The organism is Mycobacterium sp., assembly GCF_040509115.1.
Classification (GTDB): domain Bacteria; phylum Actinomycetota; class Actinomycetes; order Mycobacteriales; family Mycobacteriaceae; genus Mycobacterium.
Map to the genome: position 1 here is coordinate 1 of NZ_JBEVLO010000425.1, position 18,521 is coordinate 18,521.

General features: G+C 67.5%; 18 protein-coding genes and 2 pseudogenes. 5 read left to right on the forward strand and 15 right to left on the reverse strand.

All coding sequences use genetic code 11. From position 1 onward, the window contains the following. From ABW137_RS29210 to ABW137_RS29220, 3 genes and pseudogenes are all read right to left on the reverse strand, one after another. A pseudogene (locus ABW137_RS29210) lies at positions 1 to 204 on the reverse strand (hypothetical protein); the annotation flags it as partial. Positions 205 to 251: 47 nt separating this feature from the next. Continuing rightward, complete coding sequence (locus tag ABW137_RS29215; protein WP_526405291.1) at positions 252 to 1,013, reverse strand: SDR family NAD(P)-dependent oxidoreductase; 762 nt, start codon at positions 1,011 to 1,013, stop codon at positions 252 to 254. A 4-nt stretch (positions 1,014 to 1,017) separates the two neighbouring features. Continuing rightward, positions 1,018 to 2,175, reverse strand: coding sequence for an acyl-CoA dehydrogenase family protein (locus tag ABW137_RS29220; protein WP_526405293.1), 1,158 nt, complete (start codon positions 2,173 to 2,175; stop codon positions 1,018 to 1,020). A 102-nt stretch (positions 2,176 to 2,277) separates the two neighbouring features. Here ABW137_RS29220 and ABW137_RS29225 point away from each other — a divergent pair, with 102 nt between their 5' ends. Beyond that, positions 2,278 to 3,219 (forward strand): amidohydrolase family protein, encoded by a 942-nt coding sequence (locus ABW137_RS29225; protein WP_526405295.1) that lies wholly within the window; start codon positions 2,278 to 2,280, stop codon positions 3,217 to 3,219. Here ABW137_RS29225 and ABW137_RS29230 read toward each other — a convergent pair. The 4 genes and pseudogenes from ABW137_RS29230 to ABW137_RS29245 all read right to left on the reverse strand — a co-directional run. Continuing rightward, positions 3,216 to 3,395, reverse strand: a pseudogene (locus tag ABW137_RS29230) (cytochrome P450); the annotation flags it as partial. The gene ABW137_RS29225 and the pseudogene ABW137_RS29230 sit on opposite strands and share 4 nt — an antisense overlap. 49 nt (positions 3,396 to 3,444) lie before the next feature. Beyond that, on the reverse strand, positions 3,445 to 5,010 hold the full coding sequence (locus ABW137_RS29235; protein WP_526405297.1) for an FAD-dependent oxidoreductase: 1,566 nt from the start codon (positions 5,008 to 5,010) through the stop codon (positions 3,445 to 3,447). Next, on the reverse strand, positions 5,007 to 5,945 hold the full coding sequence (locus ABW137_RS29240; protein ID WP_526405299.1) for a fumarylacetoacetate hydrolase family protein: 939 nt from the start codon (positions 5,943 to 5,945) through the stop codon (positions 5,007 to 5,009). The genes ABW137_RS29235 and ABW137_RS29240 overlap by 4 nt, the downstream gene beginning before the upstream one ends. Then, positions 5,942 to 7,078: a VOC family protein gene (locus ABW137_RS29245; RefSeq protein WP_526405301.1), complete on the reverse strand. Its 1,137-nt coding sequence runs from the start codon at positions 7,076 to 7,078 to the stop codon at positions 5,942 to 5,944. Before ABW137_RS29245 ends, ABW137_RS29240 begins: the two co-directional genes overlap by 4 nt. Positions 7,079 to 7,184: 106 nt before the next feature. Here ABW137_RS29245 and ABW137_RS29250 point away from each other — a divergent pair, with 106 nt between their 5' ends. Continuing rightward, on the forward strand, positions 7,185 to 7,871 hold the full coding sequence (locus ABW137_RS29250; protein WP_526405303.1) for a TetR/AcrR family transcriptional regulator: 687 nt from the start codon (positions 7,185 to 7,187) through the stop codon (positions 7,869 to 7,871). Between the two features lie 39 nt (positions 7,872 to 7,910). Here the strand turns inward: ABW137_RS29250 and ABW137_RS29255 are convergent, their stop codons facing one another. Both ABW137_RS29255 and ABW137_RS29260 read right to left on the reverse strand, forming a co-directional pair. Continuing rightward, positions 7,911 to 8,270, reverse strand: coding sequence for a hypothetical protein (locus ABW137_RS29255; RefSeq protein WP_526405305.1), 360 nt, complete (start codon positions 8,268 to 8,270; stop codon positions 7,911 to 7,913). A gap of 60 nt (positions 8,271 to 8,330) precedes the next feature. Next, positions 8,331 to 9,317, reverse strand: a complete 987-nt coding sequence (locus ABW137_RS29260; RefSeq protein ID WP_526405307.1) for a quinone oxidoreductase family protein — start codon at positions 9,315 to 9,317, stop codon at positions 8,331 to 8,333. Positions 9,318 to 9,405: 88 nt separating this feature from the next. Here ABW137_RS29260 and ABW137_RS29265 point away from each other — a divergent pair, with 88 nt between their 5' ends. Continuing rightward, the gene (locus tag ABW137_RS29265) at positions 9,406 to 10,083 is read left to right on the forward strand and encodes a TetR/AcrR family transcriptional regulator (RefSeq protein WP_526405309.1); all 678 of its coding nucleotides are present in this window, start codon (positions 9,406 to 9,408) and stop codon (positions 10,081 to 10,083) included. On the opposite strand, the gene ABW137_RS29270 is transcribed toward ABW137_RS29265, so the two are convergent. From ABW137_RS29270 to ABW137_RS29290, 5 genes are all read right to left on the reverse strand, one after another. Beyond that, entirely contained in the window at positions 10,073 to 10,903 is an 831-nt protein-coding gene (locus tag ABW137_RS29270; RefSeq protein WP_526405311.1) for an alpha/beta fold hydrolase, read from the reverse strand. The genes ABW137_RS29265 and ABW137_RS29270 overlap by 11 nt on opposite strands. After that, on the reverse strand, positions 10,896 to 11,492 hold the full coding sequence (locus ABW137_RS29275; RefSeq protein ID WP_526405313.1) for a TetR family transcriptional regulator: 597 nt from the start codon (positions 11,490 to 11,492) through the stop codon (positions 10,896 to 10,898). Before ABW137_RS29275 ends, ABW137_RS29270 begins: the two co-directional genes overlap by 8 nt. Positions 11,493 to 11,503: 11 nt before the next feature. Then, positions 11,504 to 13,297 (reverse strand): N-acyl-D-amino-acid deacylase family protein, encoded by a 1,794-nt coding sequence (locus ABW137_RS29280; protein ID WP_526405315.1) that lies wholly within the window; start codon positions 13,295 to 13,297, stop codon positions 11,504 to 11,506. 108 nt (positions 13,298 to 13,405) lie between these two features. Further along, on the reverse strand, positions 13,406 to 14,605 hold the full coding sequence (locus ABW137_RS29285; protein WP_526405317.1) for a fatty acid desaturase family protein: 1,200 nt from the start codon (positions 14,603 to 14,605) through the stop codon (positions 13,406 to 13,408). A gap of 31 nt (positions 14,606 to 14,636) precedes the next feature. Beyond that, positions 14,637 to 15,737, reverse strand: coding sequence for a ferredoxin reductase (locus tag ABW137_RS29290; RefSeq protein ID WP_526405319.1), 1,101 nt, complete (start codon positions 15,735 to 15,737; stop codon positions 14,637 to 14,639). Positions 15,738 to 15,821: 84 nt separating this feature from the next. Here ABW137_RS29290 and ABW137_RS29295 point away from each other — a divergent pair, with 84 nt between their 5' ends. Further along, a complete protein-coding gene (locus ABW137_RS29295) occupies positions 15,822 to 17,045 on the forward strand; it encodes a PucR family transcriptional regulator (protein ID WP_526405320.1) in 1,224 nt (407 codons plus the stop codon). A gap of 38 nt (positions 17,046 to 17,083) precedes the next feature. After that, positions 17,084 to 17,635, forward strand: coding sequence for a DUF998 domain-containing protein (locus ABW137_RS29300; RefSeq protein WP_526405323.1), 552 nt, complete (start codon positions 17,084 to 17,086; stop codon positions 17,633 to 17,635). Here ABW137_RS29300 and ABW137_RS29305 read toward each other — a convergent pair. Then, positions 17,608 to 18,521 (reverse strand): phosphotransferase enzyme family protein (locus ABW137_RS29305; RefSeq protein WP_526405322.1); only part of this gene is annotated, 914 nt, incomplete at its 5' end. The genes ABW137_RS29300 and ABW137_RS29305 overlap by 28 nt on opposite strands.

Here is an 18,521-nt window from a genome sequence, read left to right on the forward strand (position 1 = left end):
CTTCCAGGCCACTAGCGCGGCGATGGAGCGGCATCCGGTGGCGCCCCAGATGCCGTCGCGGTCGATTTCGGCGATGATGTCCACGATGCGGGCGTCGGTGGCGTTGCGTTGGCCGGTCAGCTCGGCCAACTCCTCGAACAACACCTCGAGACGTTCCTGCGGGCCCACCCCGGCAGGAGCGGAATCGGTTGCCGTCGACGACATGACACCATCATCGCACCGGGGTCTGACAAATCCTGGCGGGCGCTGCGCTACGTGATGGTGACGCCACCGTCGACGGCGATGGTCTGTCCCGTCACGTAACCGGCTGCAGGCGAGGCCAACCAGACCAGCGAGGCGGCCAACTCGGCGGGGTCGCCCATCCGCGGTATCACCATGCGGGACTTCAGCGAATCGAGGTAGTCCGGCTTGTACTGGTCGGTCATCTCGGACTTGAAGAATCCCGGCGCGATGGCGTTGACGCGGATGCCCTTGCGAGATCCCCACTGCTGGGCCAAGTCTCGAGTCAGCCCGACGATCGCGGCCTTGCTGGCGCTGTACGCGGCCTGCGGCAGGCCCGCCGTGGTGAGCCCGAGGATGCTGGAGATGTTGACGATCGAGCTGCCCGGTTGCATTACCCGCGCGCAGGCCTGCGCTGCCCAGTAGGCGCCGTGCAGGTTGATGTCGACGACGGCGCGGAATTCCTCGGGCGTCTCGCGCAACGCGGGCACCGCCGTCCCCACACCGGCGTTGTTGACCAGCACGTCGACGTGGCCGAACTCCTCGACGGCGCGGTCGACCATGGCCTGACACTGGTCGGGATCGGTAACGTCGGTTTGCACGATCAACGCCCGTCTGCCGGCCGCCATCACGCATTCGGCTGTGTCGCTGAGCTTCTCGACACGGCGGGCGGCGAGGACGACGTCGGCCCCTGCCTGCGCGCAGGCGTCCGCGAACACCACTCCCAGACCGGATGACGCGCCGGTGACGATGACGACCTTGTCGTCGAGTCGGAACATGTCCATCAACGCCATCGGGTCACAGCCCCATGTTCTTTGCGATGATCAACTTCATCACCTCGCTGGTTCCACCGTAGATGCGGTTGACGCGGCTGTCGGCGTAGAGCCGGGCCACCGGGTACTCGGTAATGTAGCCGTAGCCGCCGTGCAGTTGCAGGCAGCGGTCGATCACGCGCGAGGCGACCTCAGTGCAGAACAGCTTGGCCGACGCCGCGTCCGCTGCGGTCAGCTCGTCCCTGTCGATGGCCTCCAACGCCCGGTCGATCACGGCCTCACTGGCGTCCACCTCGGCCTGGCAGGCGGCGAGCTCGAACTTGGTGTTCTGGAAGCTGGCGACCGGCTGATCGAAGACGGTGCGGTCCTGGGTGTACTGCTTGGCGTACCGCACGGCGGCCTTGGCCTGGGCGTAGGCGTTGACGGCGATGCCCAGGCGCTCCCTGGGTAGGTTGTTGCCCAGATAGGAGAAGCCGCGGTTCTCCTCGCCGAGCAGATCCTCGGCGGGGACCATCACGTCGGTGAAGTTCAGCTCCGCGGTGTCGGACACCTTCAACCCGAGCTTGTCGAGCTTGCGGCCCACTGAATAACCGGGCAGCGTGGTGTCCACGACCAGCAGCGAGAGTCCGTAGCGGCGGTCGTCCTCGCGGGGTGGCGCGGTCCGCGCGGCGACGATCATCCGGTCGGCAAGGACGCCGCCGGTGATGAACGTCTTCGCGCCGTTGAGCACGTAGTGCTTGCCATCATCGGTGAGCTTGGCGGTGGTCCGCATGCCTGCCAGATCCGATCCGGTGCCTGGCTCGGTCATGGCGATGGCGAACATGATGTCGCCCGACACGAAGCCGGGGAGCCAGCGTTTCTTCTGCTCGTCGGTCGAGTAGGCCTGCAGATAGGGCAGGCAGAGCGTCACATGGGCCCCGGATGCGCCGAATGCGACTGCGGCGCGGTTGGTTTCCTCCGAGAGGACGGCCTGAAACTTGTAGGACGCGATGCCCGCGCCGCCGTACTCCTCGGCGACCTCGATGCCGAAGACCCCGAGTTCGCCCAGCTTGTAGTAGAACTCGCGGGGGACGACACCAGCGGCGTACCAGTCGTCGTACACGGGCACGACCTCCGACTCGATGAAGTCGCGGAGCGTCTTGCGGAAGGCTTCGTGGTCGTCGTCGTACACGGTTCTACGCATGCTTGCTTTCTACTCCGTCCGATTCGGCGAGGCGCACAGTCCCGCGATATGAGGCGTCGCGTACCTGGAATCGCGCCGTCGCGTCACCGCTACGGTGATGCCATGGCAGACCCAGCCCTGATCGACGTTCACGCGCACTTCCTGACCGACCGGTACGTCGAAGCGGCGAAGGCCGCAGGCATCACCAACCCCGACGGCATGCCGGGATGGCCGGGTTGGACGGTGGATGATCACCTCGCGCTGATGGCCGACAATCGGATCGCCCGCGCGATCCTGTCGATCTCCTCGCCAGGGGTGCACTTCGGTGACGACGGAGCCGCCGCCGATCTCGCACGCCACGTCAACGAGTTCGCGGCGAACGTCGTGGCCGACCACGGCGATCGGTTCGACTTCTTCGCCTCGGTTCCCCTGCCGTGTGTCGAGGCGGCCGCCGACGAGGCGGCCCACGCCATCGACCGACTCGGAGCGCGCGGTGTCGTCCTGATGAGCAACAGCGCGGGGCAGTACCTCGGTGACCCCGCCCTCGACCCGCTGTGGGAGATATTGAATCAGCGCCGCGCCATCGTGTTCGAGCACCCGACGTCGCCGCCCAATACCGAGGCGGTGGCGCTGGGCCGACCGAGACCGATGTTGGAGTTCATGTTCGAGACCACTAGGACGGTGACCGACCTGATCTTTGCGGGCGTCCAAGACCGATACCCCGACATCCGCTTCGTGATCCCCCACAGCGGCGCGACGCTGTCCGTCGTGGTCGACAGGATCGAACTGTTCCGTGCCCTGCTCTCCGGCTCGCACGGCCGCGAACGGTCCACGCTGACGACCAGGGAACAGCTGCAACGGTTTTGGTATGACCTCGCCGGCACGCCGTTCCCTGCTCCGGCGAAGGCGCTCGTCGACGTGGTCGGGTCGGACCAGCTGCTCTATGGCAGTGACTTCTGTTGGACGCCGGCCATGGGGGTGGCCCACCAGGTGCACGTGCTCGAGCAGCAGAACGTCGACTGGCGGGCGACGACCACCGCCAACGCCGAGAGGCTACTGGGCTAGGCGCCGACCAGCTTGATCGGCAGGCGTTCGTGGCGGCGAATGACGTTGTTGATCGCCCACGTTGGAGTTCCGGTCAGCTCGATGCGGTCGACCCGCTGGGTCAACGCGGTGAGCATAGCCGTGGTCTCCAGCCGCGCCAGGCCTTGGCCCGCGCACGCGTGCGCACCGTTGCCGAAGCACCGTAGACGTTCTCGCGGTAGACGGGCACGCCGTCAGGCGTCTTCATCATGGGGTGGGTCTCGTCGGGACGACGGTCTCACGGGACGGGGCTGGGCAGGATCGGGGCAGGACGTCGCACAGCGCTGCGAGGTCGCGGCCCGCCGTCATGACGGTCCGGTCGGGCCGGACGATCGCGGCCGAGGCGTGGCCGCGGTGCAGCCACCGAGCCAACTCGGTGCCGGGGGCGGCAAGGTGCAGCACGGCGCCGCGCCGCGCGATCAAGGCTCGGTCCATGGGCCGGGGAGCCGTCGACGTGATCACGCCGAAGGCACGCCCGAGTTGGGCGTCGAGGCGCTCGTCCCCGTCGACGACGGGGTTCGGGCACAGCGTGCCCGCAAGGTGCCACGGCATCCGGGTCGTGTGATTGAGAGCCGACCGCCGCAGCGCGGGAGTCCCGCTGTCCAGGATCCTGGCGCTGACACCGGGAACGCGGTGCAGCCGCGGCAGCGCGACGCGCCTCACCAGGCTGCCGAGCTGACCGCCGGACGTCATCACCCGACCGACGCCAAGCGCCTCGTGAATCAGGCTCCGGGAATGCGACTTTCGTTCCCGCTGGTAGGTGTCCAAGGCCTCGGCGGGCAGGCTCCCATCGAGGACACCCGCGAGCTTCCACGCCAGGTTCATCGCATCGCGGATTCCGGCTCCCATGCCCTGCCCGATGAACGGCGGGGTGAGGTGCGCGGCGTCGCCAAGCAGGAAGACCGGGCCGCGGCGCCAGGTGTCGGCGAGCTGAGCGCGAAAGGTGTACTCGGCGACTCGGACGAGTTCGACATCGTCGCAGGGAGTGCCGTCGATCCATGGCTTGAGCAGCGGCGCCAGCTTGGCGGGAGTGTCGAAGTCGGCAACGGTCTCACCGTCGAGGAGTCGGAACTCCCAGCGGTAGCGGGTGTCGGCTATGCGCATGTACGTGCCGGCACGCACTTGATCGCACACCTGGTGCACGCCATCCCACTGGTTCAGATCCGCCGTGGTGGCGCCGTCGACCACCAACCAACGTTGCGCGAAGCCGAGATCCTGCATGCGGGAACCCATTCGGGTCCTGGTGACACTATTGGCTCCGTCGCAACCCAGGACGTAGTCGGCCACGACGGTGTGCTCACTTCCATCCGTGCGGTCGGCGTAGCTGACGCGGACGCGCCCGTCACCGTCCTCGACGAGGTCGGTGAACTCGACGTCGCCCCGTAGCTCCACCCGCGGGTAGTTCTCCAGGTTGGCCCGCAGTAGTTCTTCGAGATCGGGTTGGTCGAACATGTTCGCCTGGGGAAAGCCGTTGCGGCTCAATCGTGTATCGCGAGCGAACTCGGCGAGCACCGTCATGTTCGCGTCGACCAGGCGCAGCCCAAGAGCGGGCCGGGAGATCGCCTCGAATTCGTCGGCGATGCCCAACCGGGCGAGGATGCGGAACACCTCGTCGTCCAGGTGCACGGCGCGAGGCTGCCGGTACACCTGTGACCACCGGTCGAGAATCAGGCAGTCGACGCCGTACTGGGCGAGCAGCGTCGCCGCGGTGACCCCGGTGGGACCGGCCCCGATGATGACGACGGGAACGCGTGTCGGGCCCTCGGCGCTCACGAGTAGCGGACCACCGCGCGCTGGGTGCCGAGGTCGATCGCCTTGTCGTCGGTCGCCACGCTGGCCTCGACGACGTCGCCCTCCCGCAGGTACTTGGGATTCTTGGCCTGGCTCTTGAAGAACGACTTCCACTTCAGCGCGGGTGGCAGCAGGGAGCCGATGATCTCGATCGGCTTGGGCGGAGCGCTGAGGGCGGTACCGGCCGGGGTCCCGGTCAGCAGCAGGTCGCCGACGTCCATCCGCTGGAACCGCGTGAGTTCCTGCAGCGCGCGCAGCGGCCGGTAGATCATGTCGCCCGCGACCACGGAGTTCTGCCGCACCTCGTCGTTCACGGTCAGCTGCAGGCGCAGATCGCCGAAGCGCTGCAGTTCGGCAGCGTCGAGCAACACCAGCGACGGACCGACGGGGGTGAACGTCGGATACGACTTCGCTTCGTAGAACTGGGTTTTCGGCAGCTGAACGTCGCGGGCCGACACGTCGTTGGAGACGACGAGGCCTGCGATGTAGTCCGGCAGATTCGACTCGGTGACAGTGGTGCCGACGGGAAAGTCCTTGCCGAACACCAGGCCGATCTCCACCTCGTAGTCCATGAAGCGAACGTGGTCCGGTTTGACGATGTCATCGGTCGGACCGTTGATCGATCCGGATGCCTTGCGGAAGAACGTCAGTGGGATGGTCGCCGGGTCCATGCCGGAGTCCTTGACGTGCGAGACGTAGTTCGTCATCTGGGCCACGACGCGGCACGGTGCGGTGACCGGCGACACCAGTTCGAGCGTCTCGACGGGGACGCCACCCGTGCCCGTGCTGGCTTCGGCGATGGCGGCTCGGTCACCGAGCAGTTGACGGGTGGTCACCGCGGTCGTGTCGATCTTCACGGCGCCGGTGTCGGTCTGGACGTACCAGGCGTCGGCGGTGCGGAGGACGGTGGTGGTCATGAGCTCGCTACTTTCATCAGGCCCGCGAGGCGGGTGAGGGTGAATTCGTTGTCCTGGTCTCGAACGGCGGCCAGCATCGACCGCAGTTCGTCGATCGACTCCCGGCCGGGAGCGATGCCGAGGAAGTCCTTCGTCACCGGTGGCCCCCACTGCGCCAATCCGGAGGCCGTGAAGGCTGCCCAGCCGGGTTCCAACGTGCTGTCGAACATGTCTCCGTCGGTGAAGTGCTCGACGAGGAAGCCGTCCGGGTCGCGCCAGTAGTCGAAGATCTGGCTGCCCTGGATGTGGCGGCCGATGCCCCATGACCGGCGGTATCCGCGCTCGCGCAAATATTCACCACCGGCGGCCAAGGCGTCGAGGTCGGCGACCTGGTACGCGGAGTGCACGTAGCGGTTGCGGGGGCCCAACGCCATGGCCAGCGTGTGGTGATCGGCGGGGGTGTCGCCACGGTCGCAGCGGATGAAGCTCATCGCCGGACCGAGGTCGCGCTGGCCGGGGAAGTAGAGGAAGTCGCTGACGATCATGCCGAGGTTGTCGAGGTACCAGTTCAACGCCTGTACGTATCTGGTGCTCTGCAACACCACGTGGCCCAGTCGCTGCACGCGCGCTGGGATGCGGGCTGGGCGTTGGGTGGCGTTGGTGCGCAATGTGTTCGGGCCGAAGTTGAGTACCTGCGGAGGCTGTGGTTGGAGGGGCGCGAGATCGTGGGTGCCCGCGATGACACGTACCGGAACACCGCTGGGGTCGACCAGGTCGACGGCGAGGCCGCCGATGCTCTCGGGCAGCACGCGGGTCGGGGCTCCCATGGCGTCGGCCAACCGCATGACGTCCAGTTCGTCGGTCGCGGTGAAGGCGAACCCGACGAAGCGGGATCTGGTGCCCTTGCGCACGATCAGGCAGGGGGCCGCGGCGTCGGTACCGCGCAACTGGAGCTGGTCCTCGGTCCGCAGCACCGTCGCGAAACCGAAGGCGTGCGCGAAGGCCTCCGAGCGGACGAGGTCCGGCTTCTCGAACTCCAGCCAGGCGATGTCCTGCACCTTGACCAGCGGATTCGTCGACCGGCCTGGGTGCTCGTCGTGGCGGGCACCCTGTTCGCTGTGCAGGTCTTGGTGGGCGCCGACGGTGTCGGTCATGGTGCCTCCGCTCTCCGTATCTGACGAAATCGTCACATGCGCAGCAATCCTCAGTCAAGCTGTCTGACGAATTCCTCATAATTGAGGGGCCGTTAGAATCAGTCGAATGCCGGAAGGGAGAGAGGTCGACGTGACCGACGAGACTGCTGACGCACCCAACCGCTTGACGCGACGCAAGCAGCGCACCCGGGCGGCGCTGATCGCCGCGGCGCAGACGTTCATCGCGGCGGGACGGCTCAACGTCCCGGTTCTGGAGATCACCCAGGCCGCCGACGTCGGGATGGGGTCGTTCTACAACCACTTCGACAGCAAGGACGAGCTGTTCGACGCGGCACTCACCGAGGTCCTTGACGTGCACGGCGCCCTGCTCGACGAGTTCACCAAGTCACTCGACGACCCGGCCGAGGCGTTCGCCTGCAGCTTCCGCCTGACCGGGAGGCTGTTCCGCAGGCGTCCCCAGGAGAGCAGGGTCCTGCTGTCGAGCGGACTGAAGCTGCTGTCCTCGGATCGCGGGGTAGCGCCGAGGGCCCGCCGCGACATCGTCGCCGGCGTCGCGGCCGGCCGGTTTCACGTCGACGACGTCCCACTGGCGATGGCCGTCGTCGGCGGTGCCCTTCTCGGCCTCGGCCAGCTACTCGAGAACGAGCCGGACCGCGACGACGCCGACGCCGCGGACAAGGTGACCGCGCACGTCCTCGTGGTGCTCGGCATGCCCGCCGACGAAGCCCGTCGCCTGTGTCAGCAGCCGCTTCCCGACATCGGCGCGGTCGGCCAATCCGGTTCGGCGGCCTGAACGTTCGTTGGCAGCCGGCGCCGCGACCGCACACGGGAGCTACAGCGGGATGAACCTCTCACTGTTGAGTGCCGTCCACAACCGGCGAACGGCGGCACCGAGTCGTCGCCGCGCCTGAGGCTGCGCGAGGGCGTCGATCAGCTCCTGGTCGACGATCAGGTACCCGCCGTCGAGACGGCGCCACCACCCGGCGAGGCAGAGCTCGATGGCCGCCATCGTGGTCACGTATCCGGACGCGATCTCGTCGAGGCTGGCATCGTCGAGGAATTGCGCCCGGGTGGTGTGCGCTAGATGGCACACCGCACGGACGTGGACCTCCAGCGCAGCCACCGATACGACCGGCCGCGACGTATCCGCGCGTAGCGCTGCAACCTCGGTGAACACCATCCTGTCGTTCATGATCACACTGTAGGCGCAACATGGGCGTAACAGGGAATTTACAACGCAGCGCTCCGTTGGCTAGCCGTCCAGGGTCAGCACGATTCGGCGGCTGACGGGACCCTGTTCGAGACGACGATGCGCCTCGCCGGCTAGGGCAAGGGGCAAGACGTCGACGGCGAGGTTGAGGAGTCCGTCCCGGATGGCTCCTACGGCTGCATTGGCGGCCGGTGCCGCGAGTGCGGGATGGGCGGGAAGGTACGTGCCGACGGAGAACCCGGCAATGGCGATGTTTCTGGTCCACACGCTGTTGGTGTCGACCACGTTGTCCCATTCGTCACTGGCGTTGCCAACCAACAGCAGCCGTCCCAGTGGGGCCAAGGCGTCCAACGATGCCGTGCGCAACGCTCCACCGACGGGGTCGACGATGACGTCGAAGCGCTCCCCGTCGAGAGTGCCGGGGAAGTCCTCGGCGGCAATCGTCGTGTCGTAGGGCAGTTGTGACACCTGGGCGGACTGAAGTGACTTGCGACGCACGGTACCCACCACGCGTCCGGCGCCAAGTGCCCGCGCCATGCCCGCGAATGCCGCCGCTAACCCACCGAGCGCGCCGTGGATCAGGACGCTCTCGCCCGGCGCGAGATGGGTGACCATGGTAAGGGCGAGCTGGGCGGTCACGGCATTCGGCAGGGCTGCCACCGCGAGCACCGGGTCGATCCCGGAGCCATCGATGGATGCCACGAGCCGTGCATCGCAGACGGAGATTGATCCGTACCCGCCCTCGCCGCTCACCGAGAGCGTGACGACCTGTTCGCCGATCCGGAAACCGTCGACGTCGTCTCCAAGCGCACGGACGGTACCGACGACCTCCAGGCCGGGGACGTACGGAGGCTTTGGCAACCCGTCGCGGTCCGCGAACTGGCCCCGCCGTAGATACAAGTCGATGAGTCCCACCGCCGCGTGCGACACGTCAATCGAGATCTGGCCTGGGCCCGGAACCGGATCCGGCAACTCGACCACCTCGAGGACCTCGGGCCCGCCGTACCGGACTGCTTGTATCGCTCGCATCAGCTCTCCCATGTTAGCGCAATCGACGTGCGTTAAACCATGACAGCTTATGCGGAATAACGCAAGGGGGTTGCGGTAACGTGATGACGTGACAGTGGGCTCGCAGCGCGCGCGTTCCGAAGGGGCGAAGCGTCAGAGGCGGCTGGACCTCCTGGCCGCCGCAGAGGAGCTAGCCACCCGCGACGGCGTCGGAGCAGTGACGTTGGCCGAGGTGACCGCGGCCGCCGGGCTTCATCCGTCAGCGATGCGGCGCTACTTCGAGTCGAAGGAAGAGTTGCTGTTGGAACTCACCGAGCGCGGGTGGTGCGCGTGGCGAGACGCGCTCGTCGGACGCCTCCGGGAGCGGACCGCACTCTCCGCCACGGACGTCGCGGACGCCGTCGTCGACGCACTGATCGAGCAACCGCTGTTCTGCGATCTGATCACCCACGCTCCGCTGACCCTCGAAGACGGAGTGAATCGGGGCCGCGCAGTGCAATTCAAGACCACGGCCTTCGGGGCGTACGCCGACATGGCCGAAACCCTGGCGGCCGCATCGGACGGCCTGGATGTGCCCGCGGCTCAGGACGTCCTGACGTCGACGTTGGCGCTCACGGCGTACCTGTGGCAGGTCGCCCACCCTGGCCCGGTCCTCGCCTCCATCTATGCGGAGATCCCCGCCTGGGGCCACGCGGCGACGCACTTCTCCGAGGAGCTCCGTCGCCTGATCCGCCAGATGGTGCTGGGCACAACACTCCGCGGCGAATCGTCCCGAGCTAACCCTTGACGCGGTCGACGACGAGGTCGGCGACGAGGTCGGGCTGTTCCTCGGGGAGCCAGTGCGAGCCGCCGGTGACCTCGAATCGGTACGGGCCGGTGACGTAGCGCTCACACAGCTCGGCGCAGCGCCTGCCCAACGCCACGTCGCCGGTGCTCCACAGATAGGTCGTCGGCACCGCGACCCTCCCGAGGTACCTCGGCGTGCTGAACGGAATCGCCCGGTACCAGTTGATCGCCGTCCCCATCGCGCCCGTCGCGATCACGTCCTCGTGTACCCGACGCAAGGCGTCGGCGTCCATCCCACTGTCGCCAAGCAGCCGGTCGACCAGCTTCGGGTAGCGGTCGAGCAGCGCCTCGGGCAACCACGGGAGCTGGAAGAGGGCCATGTAATAGGACTTGAGCGGCTGACTGCTGCTGACGAGGGAGCCGAGAAATGCCCTCGGGTGTGGCACCGATACCGCGGTCAGCGACGCGAGCAGTTCGGGGTGCCGGGCGGCCGTGGTCCAGGCGACCTGGGCGCCCCAGTCGTGACCGACCAGGTGAACCGGTTCGCCGATGGCGCCGATCAACGCGGCGACGTCGGCGACGAGTTCGCTGATTCGGTAGGCGAAGCGCCCCCTGGGTCGCGCAGTGGGTGCGTAGCCGCGCTGATCGAACGTCACCGTGCGGTAGCCGTGCCCGTGCAGGCGCTCGCAGACCGGCGTCCACGACTTCGACGTCTGTGGGAAGCCATGCAGGAGAACGACGATCTCGCCGTCGATCGGACCCTCGTCGGTGACGGGGAAGGTGAACCCCGCGTTGGTGAAGACGCGGATCCGATCAGTCATCGCGTCCGCCCGCCGTCAGCAACGCCAGCAGCAGAGGAATGCGTCCCGCCTCGATGTCGGGGTGCTCGAGTACCGGCCGCACGATCGCCGCGCCGTCGAACGTGTTGGTCAGCATGGCGACGACGCCTGCCAACGCGTCTTCCGGGTACTGGTCGGCCATCGGGAGCGCCCGGGCGGTGTCGAAGATCCGTGCGCTGTACTCCTTGAGAACGTCGCGCAGGGTGTCGCGCAGCCTCTCGTCGGTGCGCGCGGCGATCAGGAGTTCGTACATCACCACGTTGGTCTCGTTGCCGGTGATGTCCCGAAGGATGTCGAGCACCGCCTCGAGAGCGGGGCGGTCACTGGGGATTTCGGCGACCTGCTTGCTGAACGCGTCGAGCTGACGGCGCATCACCTCGTGCGCCGTCGCCGCCATGAAGTCGCCCATGGTGTCGAAGTGCCGAAACAGGGCCCCACCCGAGAGCCCGGCCCGGCTGGTGATCACCGCGGCAGACGCACGGGCGTAACCCACGTCGATGATGGTGGCGACACTGGCGTCGAGCAACCGCGCGACGGTCTCCTCACGCCGCTGCTGCTGGGTGCGTGCCACGTCAGAAACCCTCAGACCTTCGCGGCGACGTCGAGGACCCGGCGTGGGGTTGCGCCAGCGCGCAGGAACCTGCCCGACTTTGCGGTCTTGCCGTACCCGTCGCGGAACTCGCCGCCGCGGTACACCACTTGACCGTTGACCGCGGTCGCAACGACGGCGTCGTCGTTGCGGTTGACCATGCGGCTCAGGCCGCCGTAGAACGGCACCTTCTCCTCGTGGTACCCATCGACCGAATCGTCAAGGCCCGCAGGGTCGATCACGACGAAGTCGGCGGCGTCACCCTGGCGTAGGGTGCCCGCGTCGAGGCCGAACCAGTCCGCCACCTCCGCGGTCAGCCGGTACACCGCACGCTCCCGGGTGAGGAAGGGACGTCCGGCGCGGTCGGCGTCGACGACGCGTTTGAGCAGGCGTAGGGCGTAGTTGTAGAACGCCATGTTGCGCAGGTGGGCACCGGCGTCCGAGAAGCCCATGTGGATCGTGGGTTCCCCCGCGAGCCGGTCGAGTTGGGGGCGACGGTGATTGCCGACGACCGTGGTCCACCGGACGTTGCGTTCACCGTTGTCGACGAGCACGTCGAGGAACGCGTCCAGCGGATGTAGACCGCGCTCGTCGGCGATCTGTCCGAAGCTCTTGCCGATCAACGACTCGTCGGGGCACTCGACGATCACGGCGTCGTGCAGATCACGGTGCCACAGCGACGGGCCGAGCTTGCGGCGATCGAACTCACGCCGAAACTCGCGGCGGTACTCGGTGTCGGCCAGTAGCTTGTTGCGCTCCAACTGATCTCGCAGGTGTAGCGCCGCGGTGCCGGCACCGAATTCCTCGAAGACCGGCAGATCGATCCCGTCGGAGTACAGCTCGAAGGGGACCGGCAGATGCTGGAAGCGCACGCTGGAGCCCAGGACGGCGTTGAGGATGCGGGTACCGATGCCCATGATTCTGGCCGCGCCGGGGGCGGACTTGGAATCCGCGGATACCAGCAAGCTCATCCGAACGCCGTTGCGGCGCCCGAGCATTCGGCTGCTGGACAGGAAGAACAAGAACGCCGTCAGCGGGTTCGCCACGTCGGGGGCGCTCTGCAGGATCCGGCGGCGCCTACGGAGGACGGCGATGAGCTTGCGGCGTTCCCGCCACGTCGCGAAGGTGGACGGTAGCCCGCGGGACCGGTAGCGGTCGCCGTCGAGCTTGTCGATCGCCGAGTCCATTCCGGACATGCCGAGCAGGCCTGCGTCGAGCGCCTCCTCGAGCCTGGTGGTCATCACCGCGAACTCGGCGGGGGTGGGCCGAACGGTCTCGTCGGTGGCGCGGCCCAGTCCCAGCACCGAGGTCCGAAGATCCGAATGCCCAACCAGGGAGCTCACATTCGGGCCGAGCGGCAGGGCGTCGATGGCTTGGACGTACTCGGCCGCGGTCGTCCAGGTCTTCTTGTCGTCGAGGGCGCCGAGGACGAACTCGCGCGGCACCGCCTCGACACGGCTGAAGAGGTCGGCGGCGTCCTCGTTGGCTGCGTAGATGGCCGACAACGAGCAGTTGCCCAGCAGCACGGTGGTGACGCCGTGGCGGACCGATTCGCGCAGACCGGGATCGAGCAGAACCTCGGCGTCGTAATGGGTGTGGACGTCGATGAAGCCGGGCAGCACCCACTTGCCGTCGGCATCGATGACATCGGGGCAGCCCGCCTCGTCGAGCGGCACCGCGGAGACCGCGGCGACGTGGCCGTCGCGGATCCCCAGCGTGCGGACGAGAGGCGGAGCGCCGGTGCCGTCGAACCACAATCCGTTGCGAACGATCACGTCGAAGGGCATGACGGGAGCCTACATAAGATTGCGAGTGCTCACAATCTTTTCGTGCGATTCGGGCGCGCTACCGCTCGCTGAGCGAACGTTTACGCGCCGAAATCGCTAGGCGAGATGTTAGGCGGCGGCCTCGTCAGCGTCGACCACGGCCGGCGCCGGCTTGCCGAACACCGCATGGGTGACGGCGTCGGGGGCGACCACCGAGGTGGCCTTGCGCGCGAGGTCGGTGAGCTTGAAGTCGTTCGGCAACGACAGCTTGAAGACCTTCTTCCACGCCGAGCCGACCTGGCGGGGCAGCGAACCGGTGGTGTAGGTCAGGCCGTAGCGCTCGAACAGATCCTGGATCTTCGGGGCGATCTCCTGGTAGCGGTTGCTGGGCAGGTCCGGGTACAGGTGGTGCTCAATCTGGAAGGACAGGTTGCCGGTCATGAAGTGCATCAGCTTGCTACCCGAGATGTTGGCCGAGCCAAGCATCTGGCGCAGGTACCACTCGCCGCGGGTCTCGCCGTCGATCGAGGTCTTCTCGAACGTCTGCACGCCCTCGGGGAAGTGGCCGCACATGATCACCGAGTGGGTCCACAGGTTGCGCACCAGGTTGGCGGTCATGTTCGCGGTGATGGTGCTCAGCGCCGACGGACCCGACAGCAGCGGGTGCAGCAGGTAGTCCCTGGTGGCCTGCTTGCGGATCTTGGCGAGCACGCGCTTGCCCTTGGCCTGGAACTCCGACTTCTCGGTGCGGCCCTTCAGGTACTTGCCGATCTGAAGGTCGTACGCCGCGATGCCGTACTCGAAGAAGCAGGCGTTGATGAAGTTCCACACCGGCTGGGCGACGTAGAAGGGCACCCACTTCTGATCCTCGCTGACGCGCATGATGCCGTAGCCGAGGTCGTGGTCCTTGCCGAGCACGTTGGTGTAGGTGTGGTGCACCTCGTTGTGTGAGTGCTTCCACATCTCAGCGGGGGAGGCGTTGTCCCACTCCCACGTGGTGGAGTGGATCTTGCTGTCGCGCATCCAGTCCCACTGGCCGTGCATGACGTTGTGGCCGATCTCCATGTTCTCGACGATCTTGGAGATGGACAGTCCGACGGTGCCCACGATCCAGGCCGGCGGGAACAAGGAGAACAGCAGCACGGCGCGGCTGCCGAGTTCGAGCTTGCGTTGGCCGTCGATGACCTTGCGGATGTAGGCGGCATCGCGCTCGCCGCGGCTACCGATGATCTGCTCACGGATGGCGTCGAGTTCGCGGCCCAGGTTCTCGATGTCTTCTGACGTGAGGTGGGCGGTGGTCGGATTGGTGTCGATTCGAGCGGTGGTCATGTTGGACTCCTTGGAACAATGAGTTCGCTGGTTAGAGGTCTAGATCGCATGAACCCGCGGCGGCAGAGACGCAGGTCTGGATTTGAACGTTGTCGCCGGGTGCGGCGGAGGTGACGTCGCCGGTGCGCAGGTCACGGACGGCGCCCTGGCGAAGCGGGACGACGCAGCCGAAGCAGACGCCCATCCGGCAGCCCGATGGCATCAGGACGCCCGCGGCCTCGCCTGCGTCGAGCAGGGTCTCGGCACTACCGGCGTCCACTACGGTGCCGGACTTGGTGAAGGTGACCTCGCCACCGTCACCCTCGGTGATGATGATGGGGCGGAAGCGCTCGGTGTGCAGGCGGTCGGCGATGCCATCGGCCTCGAAGCGGGTTTCGAGGGCGTCCAGCATGCCTGCCGGTCCGCACGCCCACGTCTGACGCTCGGCGAGATCGTCGACCAGGTGGTCGAGCGTGGCGACGTCGAGCATGCCATCGGTGTCGGTGTGCTTCTCGACCAACCGGATCCGGCCTTGACGGGCCAGCATGCGCAATTCGCCGCCGAAGATGACGTCGTCGGCCGTGGGCGCCGAGTGCACGACCACCACGTCCGGGCTTTCTGGGCCCTGGGGCCCTAGGTTGCGGAGCATTCCCATCACGGGGGTGACGCCGCTGCCTGCGGTGAGGAAGAGGATCTTCTCGGGGGCCTGTGTGCCGAGCGTGAAGTCGCCAGCAGCCTGATCGAGTTGGACGACCGTGCCGGGCTTGGCGCGGCGAACGATGTGGTTACTGACCTTGCCGTCGGGGATCGCCTTGACGGTGATCGCGATGCAGCCGTCCGGACGGGAGGTTTCCGAGGTCAGCGAGTAGGCGCGCCATTGGCGAACGCCGTCGACGTCGATGCCGATGCGGACGTACTGACCGGGAGTGTGGCCACGCCAGCCGCGCCCGGGCTTGATGACCACGGAGACGGCGTCACGGGTCTCGGGGTGGACCTCGACGATGCGACCGCGAAGGTCGGCGCCGGAGCGCAGTGGGTCGATGACGTCGAGGTAGTCGGCGGGCACCAGGGGAGTGGTCACCCGCTCGGCGAACTTGATGACCCGCGCCCGCAGTACGCCGACCGCGGTCGGACGGGGTGCTGTGGTGGTCATGCGTCCACTCTGGCTGAGACGAAGGTATAAAGTCTTGGTCATCAAGCGTGAATGATCATCACCGATTTGTTCGCAAGGAATAGATTGTCTGAGCCTGCCCTTCGATTCAGCGGTCTCGATCTGTCCGAAGAGGTCGTGGCCGAGCTGCAGGCCGTGCTGCCAAGGATGGCCGAACGCACCGTGACCGCGATAACGGCGGAGGTGCCGAGCTACACCCGCGCATTCAGCGGTCGGATGGGACAGACCATCGAGAACGCCGTGCAGATGGCTCTGGGCGCCTTCCTGCGGCTGGCCTTCCGAACCCACGACTCCGATCCGGCGGCCACGCTGTCACCGGCTCTGGACGGCGCGTACGAACTGGGCCGAGGCGAGGCCCGCCAGGGCCGCTCCATGGACGCATTGCTATCGGCATACCGGGTCGGCGCCCGGGTCGCGTGGCGGGAGCTGTCCGCGACGGCGGTCAAGGCCGGCCTGCCGGCCGAGACGGTGGCCCGGTTCGCCGAGTTGGTGTTCGCGTTCATCGACGAGCTGTCGGCGTCCAGCGTTGCCGGGCACGCCGACGAATTGGCGACGACGGGTCGGGTGCGCCAGCGCTATCTGGAACGCCTCGCCAGGCAACTCCTCGCAGGCGAACCGGCCGAGGTCCTTCGGGCCAGCGCCGAGAAGGCCGACTGGCATCCACCCAACTCCCTCACGGCCGTCGTGGTGGCCGAGTCGCAAACCCGCGGTCTGGCGGCCCGGTTCGGCCAGGCGACGCTGCAGGTCTCCGAGGACCTGCCGGGAATCGAACCGTCGGAGTCGCTGGCCGTGCTGTTGGTCCCCGATCTGGACGGCCGCCACCGCGGCCAGCTGCGTTCGGCATTGCAGGGCCGACGAGCCTTGGTCGGACCTGCGCGGCCATGGGCGCAGGCCGAGTCGTCGTACCGGCGGGCCCTGCGGGCACGGGACCTCGACGTGGCCGACGACGCGGACCATCAGGTGATCGACACCGACGACCACCTCGTCGAGCTCGTCCTCACCGCCGACCGGGAAGCGGCCGACGACCTGCGCAGGCACGCCCTTGCGCCACTCGCCGAACTGCGACCGAATACCGCGGAGAGATTGGCCGAGACCCTGCGGTCCTGGTTGCTCCACCAGGGCCAGCGCGACGCCGTCGCCGCGGACCTCTTCGTCCACGCGCAGACGGTGCGTTACCGGATGACGCAGCTGCGCGAGCTGTACGGCGACCGTCTCAACGACCCCGAGACGATCCTCGAATTGACGGTGGCGCTGGGGGTTTCGCCGCGCGAGCAAAGGACGCCGAGCTGAGCGTCCGTGGCGCGGCGGCATGCTGGCTGGCAGCAGGCATCGCCTATCCCGTGCTGGAATACGTTGCCGCCCGGGCCCTTCCGGGCTACCGGTACACCCACGCCTACATCAGCGACCTCGGCAGGCCGGACTCGCCGCTGAGTCACGTGATGAACACCGCGTTCGTGGTACAGGGCTCGCTGTTCCTGGCGGGCACGGTGCTGTTGGTCCGGGCAACGCGGTCGGGACCGGGTGGCTGGTTCGTGGGCTGCGCTGCGGCCAACGCCATCGGCAACGTGGTGATCGCGGCCGTGCCCAGCGGGCCCGCCGGCATCGGCTGGCTGCACGTCGGCGGCGCGGTGCTCGCCATCGTCGGCGGGAACACCGCGATCCTGGCGGGGCATCCCGTGGTGAGTGCGGCGCGTTGGTATCGGTTCTCCTCGATCGGGATCGCGACGGTCGGGCTGGCGAGCTTCGTCGTCCTCGCCGCCGCGACAGGTGCGGTGCCGACCGTCCTGCCCGCCGCGGTGTGGGAGCGGACGTCGGTCTACACGATCATCGGCTGGCAGATGCTCTCGGCGCTTCAGCTGCTGCGTGGCGAGCGCGACTGACAGCAGTCCCTGGTCACCGCCAGCACCGCGGTCAACTGGCGCACCGTCGGGAACGCGGGCAGGAACCTGTCGATCTCGTGTCTCGCCCACTCCCGGTGGGCCCGCTGCGCCGCGGGGTCCCGTGCGACGAGCAACTGGGAGAGAAGGAAGTTCAATCTGGTGGCCACCAACATCGAGAAGTCCGGGAGCTCGGTGACGACGCCGGGGCCGTCGGCTCCGAGGTACGCGTCGACCATCAGTCGCACGGCATCGAGGTCGGTGTGCGCGTCGTCGCAGCACCAGTCGAAAAGGGCGCGGGCGAGTTCCCGGCCCGGTTCGGCGGGCCCCAGATCGTCCCAGTCGACCAGGACCAAGGCCCCCGACGGGTCGACGAAGACGTTCTCCGGGTGCAGATCACGATGGCAGAGCACGACTCGAGCGGGGTCCGTCGGAGTCACCGTCGACCTCAGTGCCGGCTCCCACGCCAAGCATTCGGTGAGCCGCTGCGCCCACGCCGTCGGTGACGTGGACACCGCCGACCACTCGTCGGGGGCGGGCGGGGTGTCGTACCAGGGGTCGGGTGGCCCGCCGCCGTTCGGCTCGGCGGCTTCGGCGGGGGCGCACCGGTGCAGTGTGGCGAGGAGCTCGCCGATCCGCTGCGGAGTCTCGGGCGCCGTCATGGGAACCGGGCGCAGGTCGATCCAGTCGTAGAGGCGCAGCCAGGTGCCGGCCGGTGTGGTGAGCAGATGGTGTCCGTCTCGGTCGGGATGGCTGGCGGGCATGCGCACACCGAGTTCGGCTGCGCGACCGCAGAAGTCGAGCTCGACCCGAATCGACGACTCGGTGGGCGGCTCGTCGAAGATCTCCTTGAGCGCGTAGCGCGTCGAGCCGACGTCGACGCGCCAGA

Excerpts from the sequence above, each read along its gene's own strand:
- ABW137_RS29215 (WP_526405291.1), bottom strand. The coding sequence starts at position 1,013 with ATGGCGTTGATGGACATGTTCCGACTCGACGACAAGGTCGTCATCGTC.
- ABW137_RS29220 (WP_526405293.1), bottom strand. The coding sequence starts at position 2,175 with ATGCGTAGAACCGTGTACGACGACGACCACGAAGCCTTCCGCAAGACG.
- ABW137_RS29225 (WP_526405295.1), top strand. The coding sequence starts at position 2,278 with ATGGCAGACCCAGCCCTGATCGACGTTCACGCGCACTTCCTGACCGAC.
- ABW137_RS29240 (WP_526405299.1), bottom strand. The coding sequence starts at position 5,945 with ATGACCACCACCGTCCTCCGCACCGCCGACGCCTGGTACGTCCAGACC.
- ABW137_RS29245 (WP_526405301.1), bottom strand. The coding sequence starts at position 7,078 with ATGACCGACACCGTCGGCGCCCACCAAGACCTGCACAGCGAACAGGGT.
- ABW137_RS29250 (WP_526405303.1), top strand. The coding sequence starts at position 7,185 with ATGCCGGAAGGGAGAGAGGTCGACGTGACCGACGAGACTGCTGACGCA.
- ABW137_RS29255 (WP_526405305.1), bottom strand. The coding sequence starts at position 8,270 with ATGAACGACAGGATGGTGTTCACCGAGGTTGCAGCGCTACGCGCGGAT.
- ABW137_RS29260 (WP_526405307.1), bottom strand. The coding sequence starts at position 9,317 with ATGCGAGCGATACAAGCAGTCCGGTACGGCGGGCCCGAGGTCCTCGAG.
- ABW137_RS29270 (WP_526405311.1), bottom strand. The coding sequence starts at position 10,903 with ATGACTGATCGGATCCGCGTCTTCACCAACGCGGGGTTCACCTTCCCC.
- ABW137_RS29280 (WP_526405315.1), bottom strand. The coding sequence starts at position 13,297 with ATGCCCTTCGACGTGATCGTTCGCAACGGATTGTGGTTCGACGGCACC.
- ABW137_RS29285 (WP_526405317.1), bottom strand. The coding sequence starts at position 14,605 with ATGACCACCGCTCGAATCGACACCAATCCGACCACCGCCCACCTCACG.
- ABW137_RS29290 (WP_526405319.1), bottom strand. The coding sequence starts at position 15,737 with ATGACCACCACAGCACCCCGTCCGACCGCGGTCGGCGTACTGCGGGCG.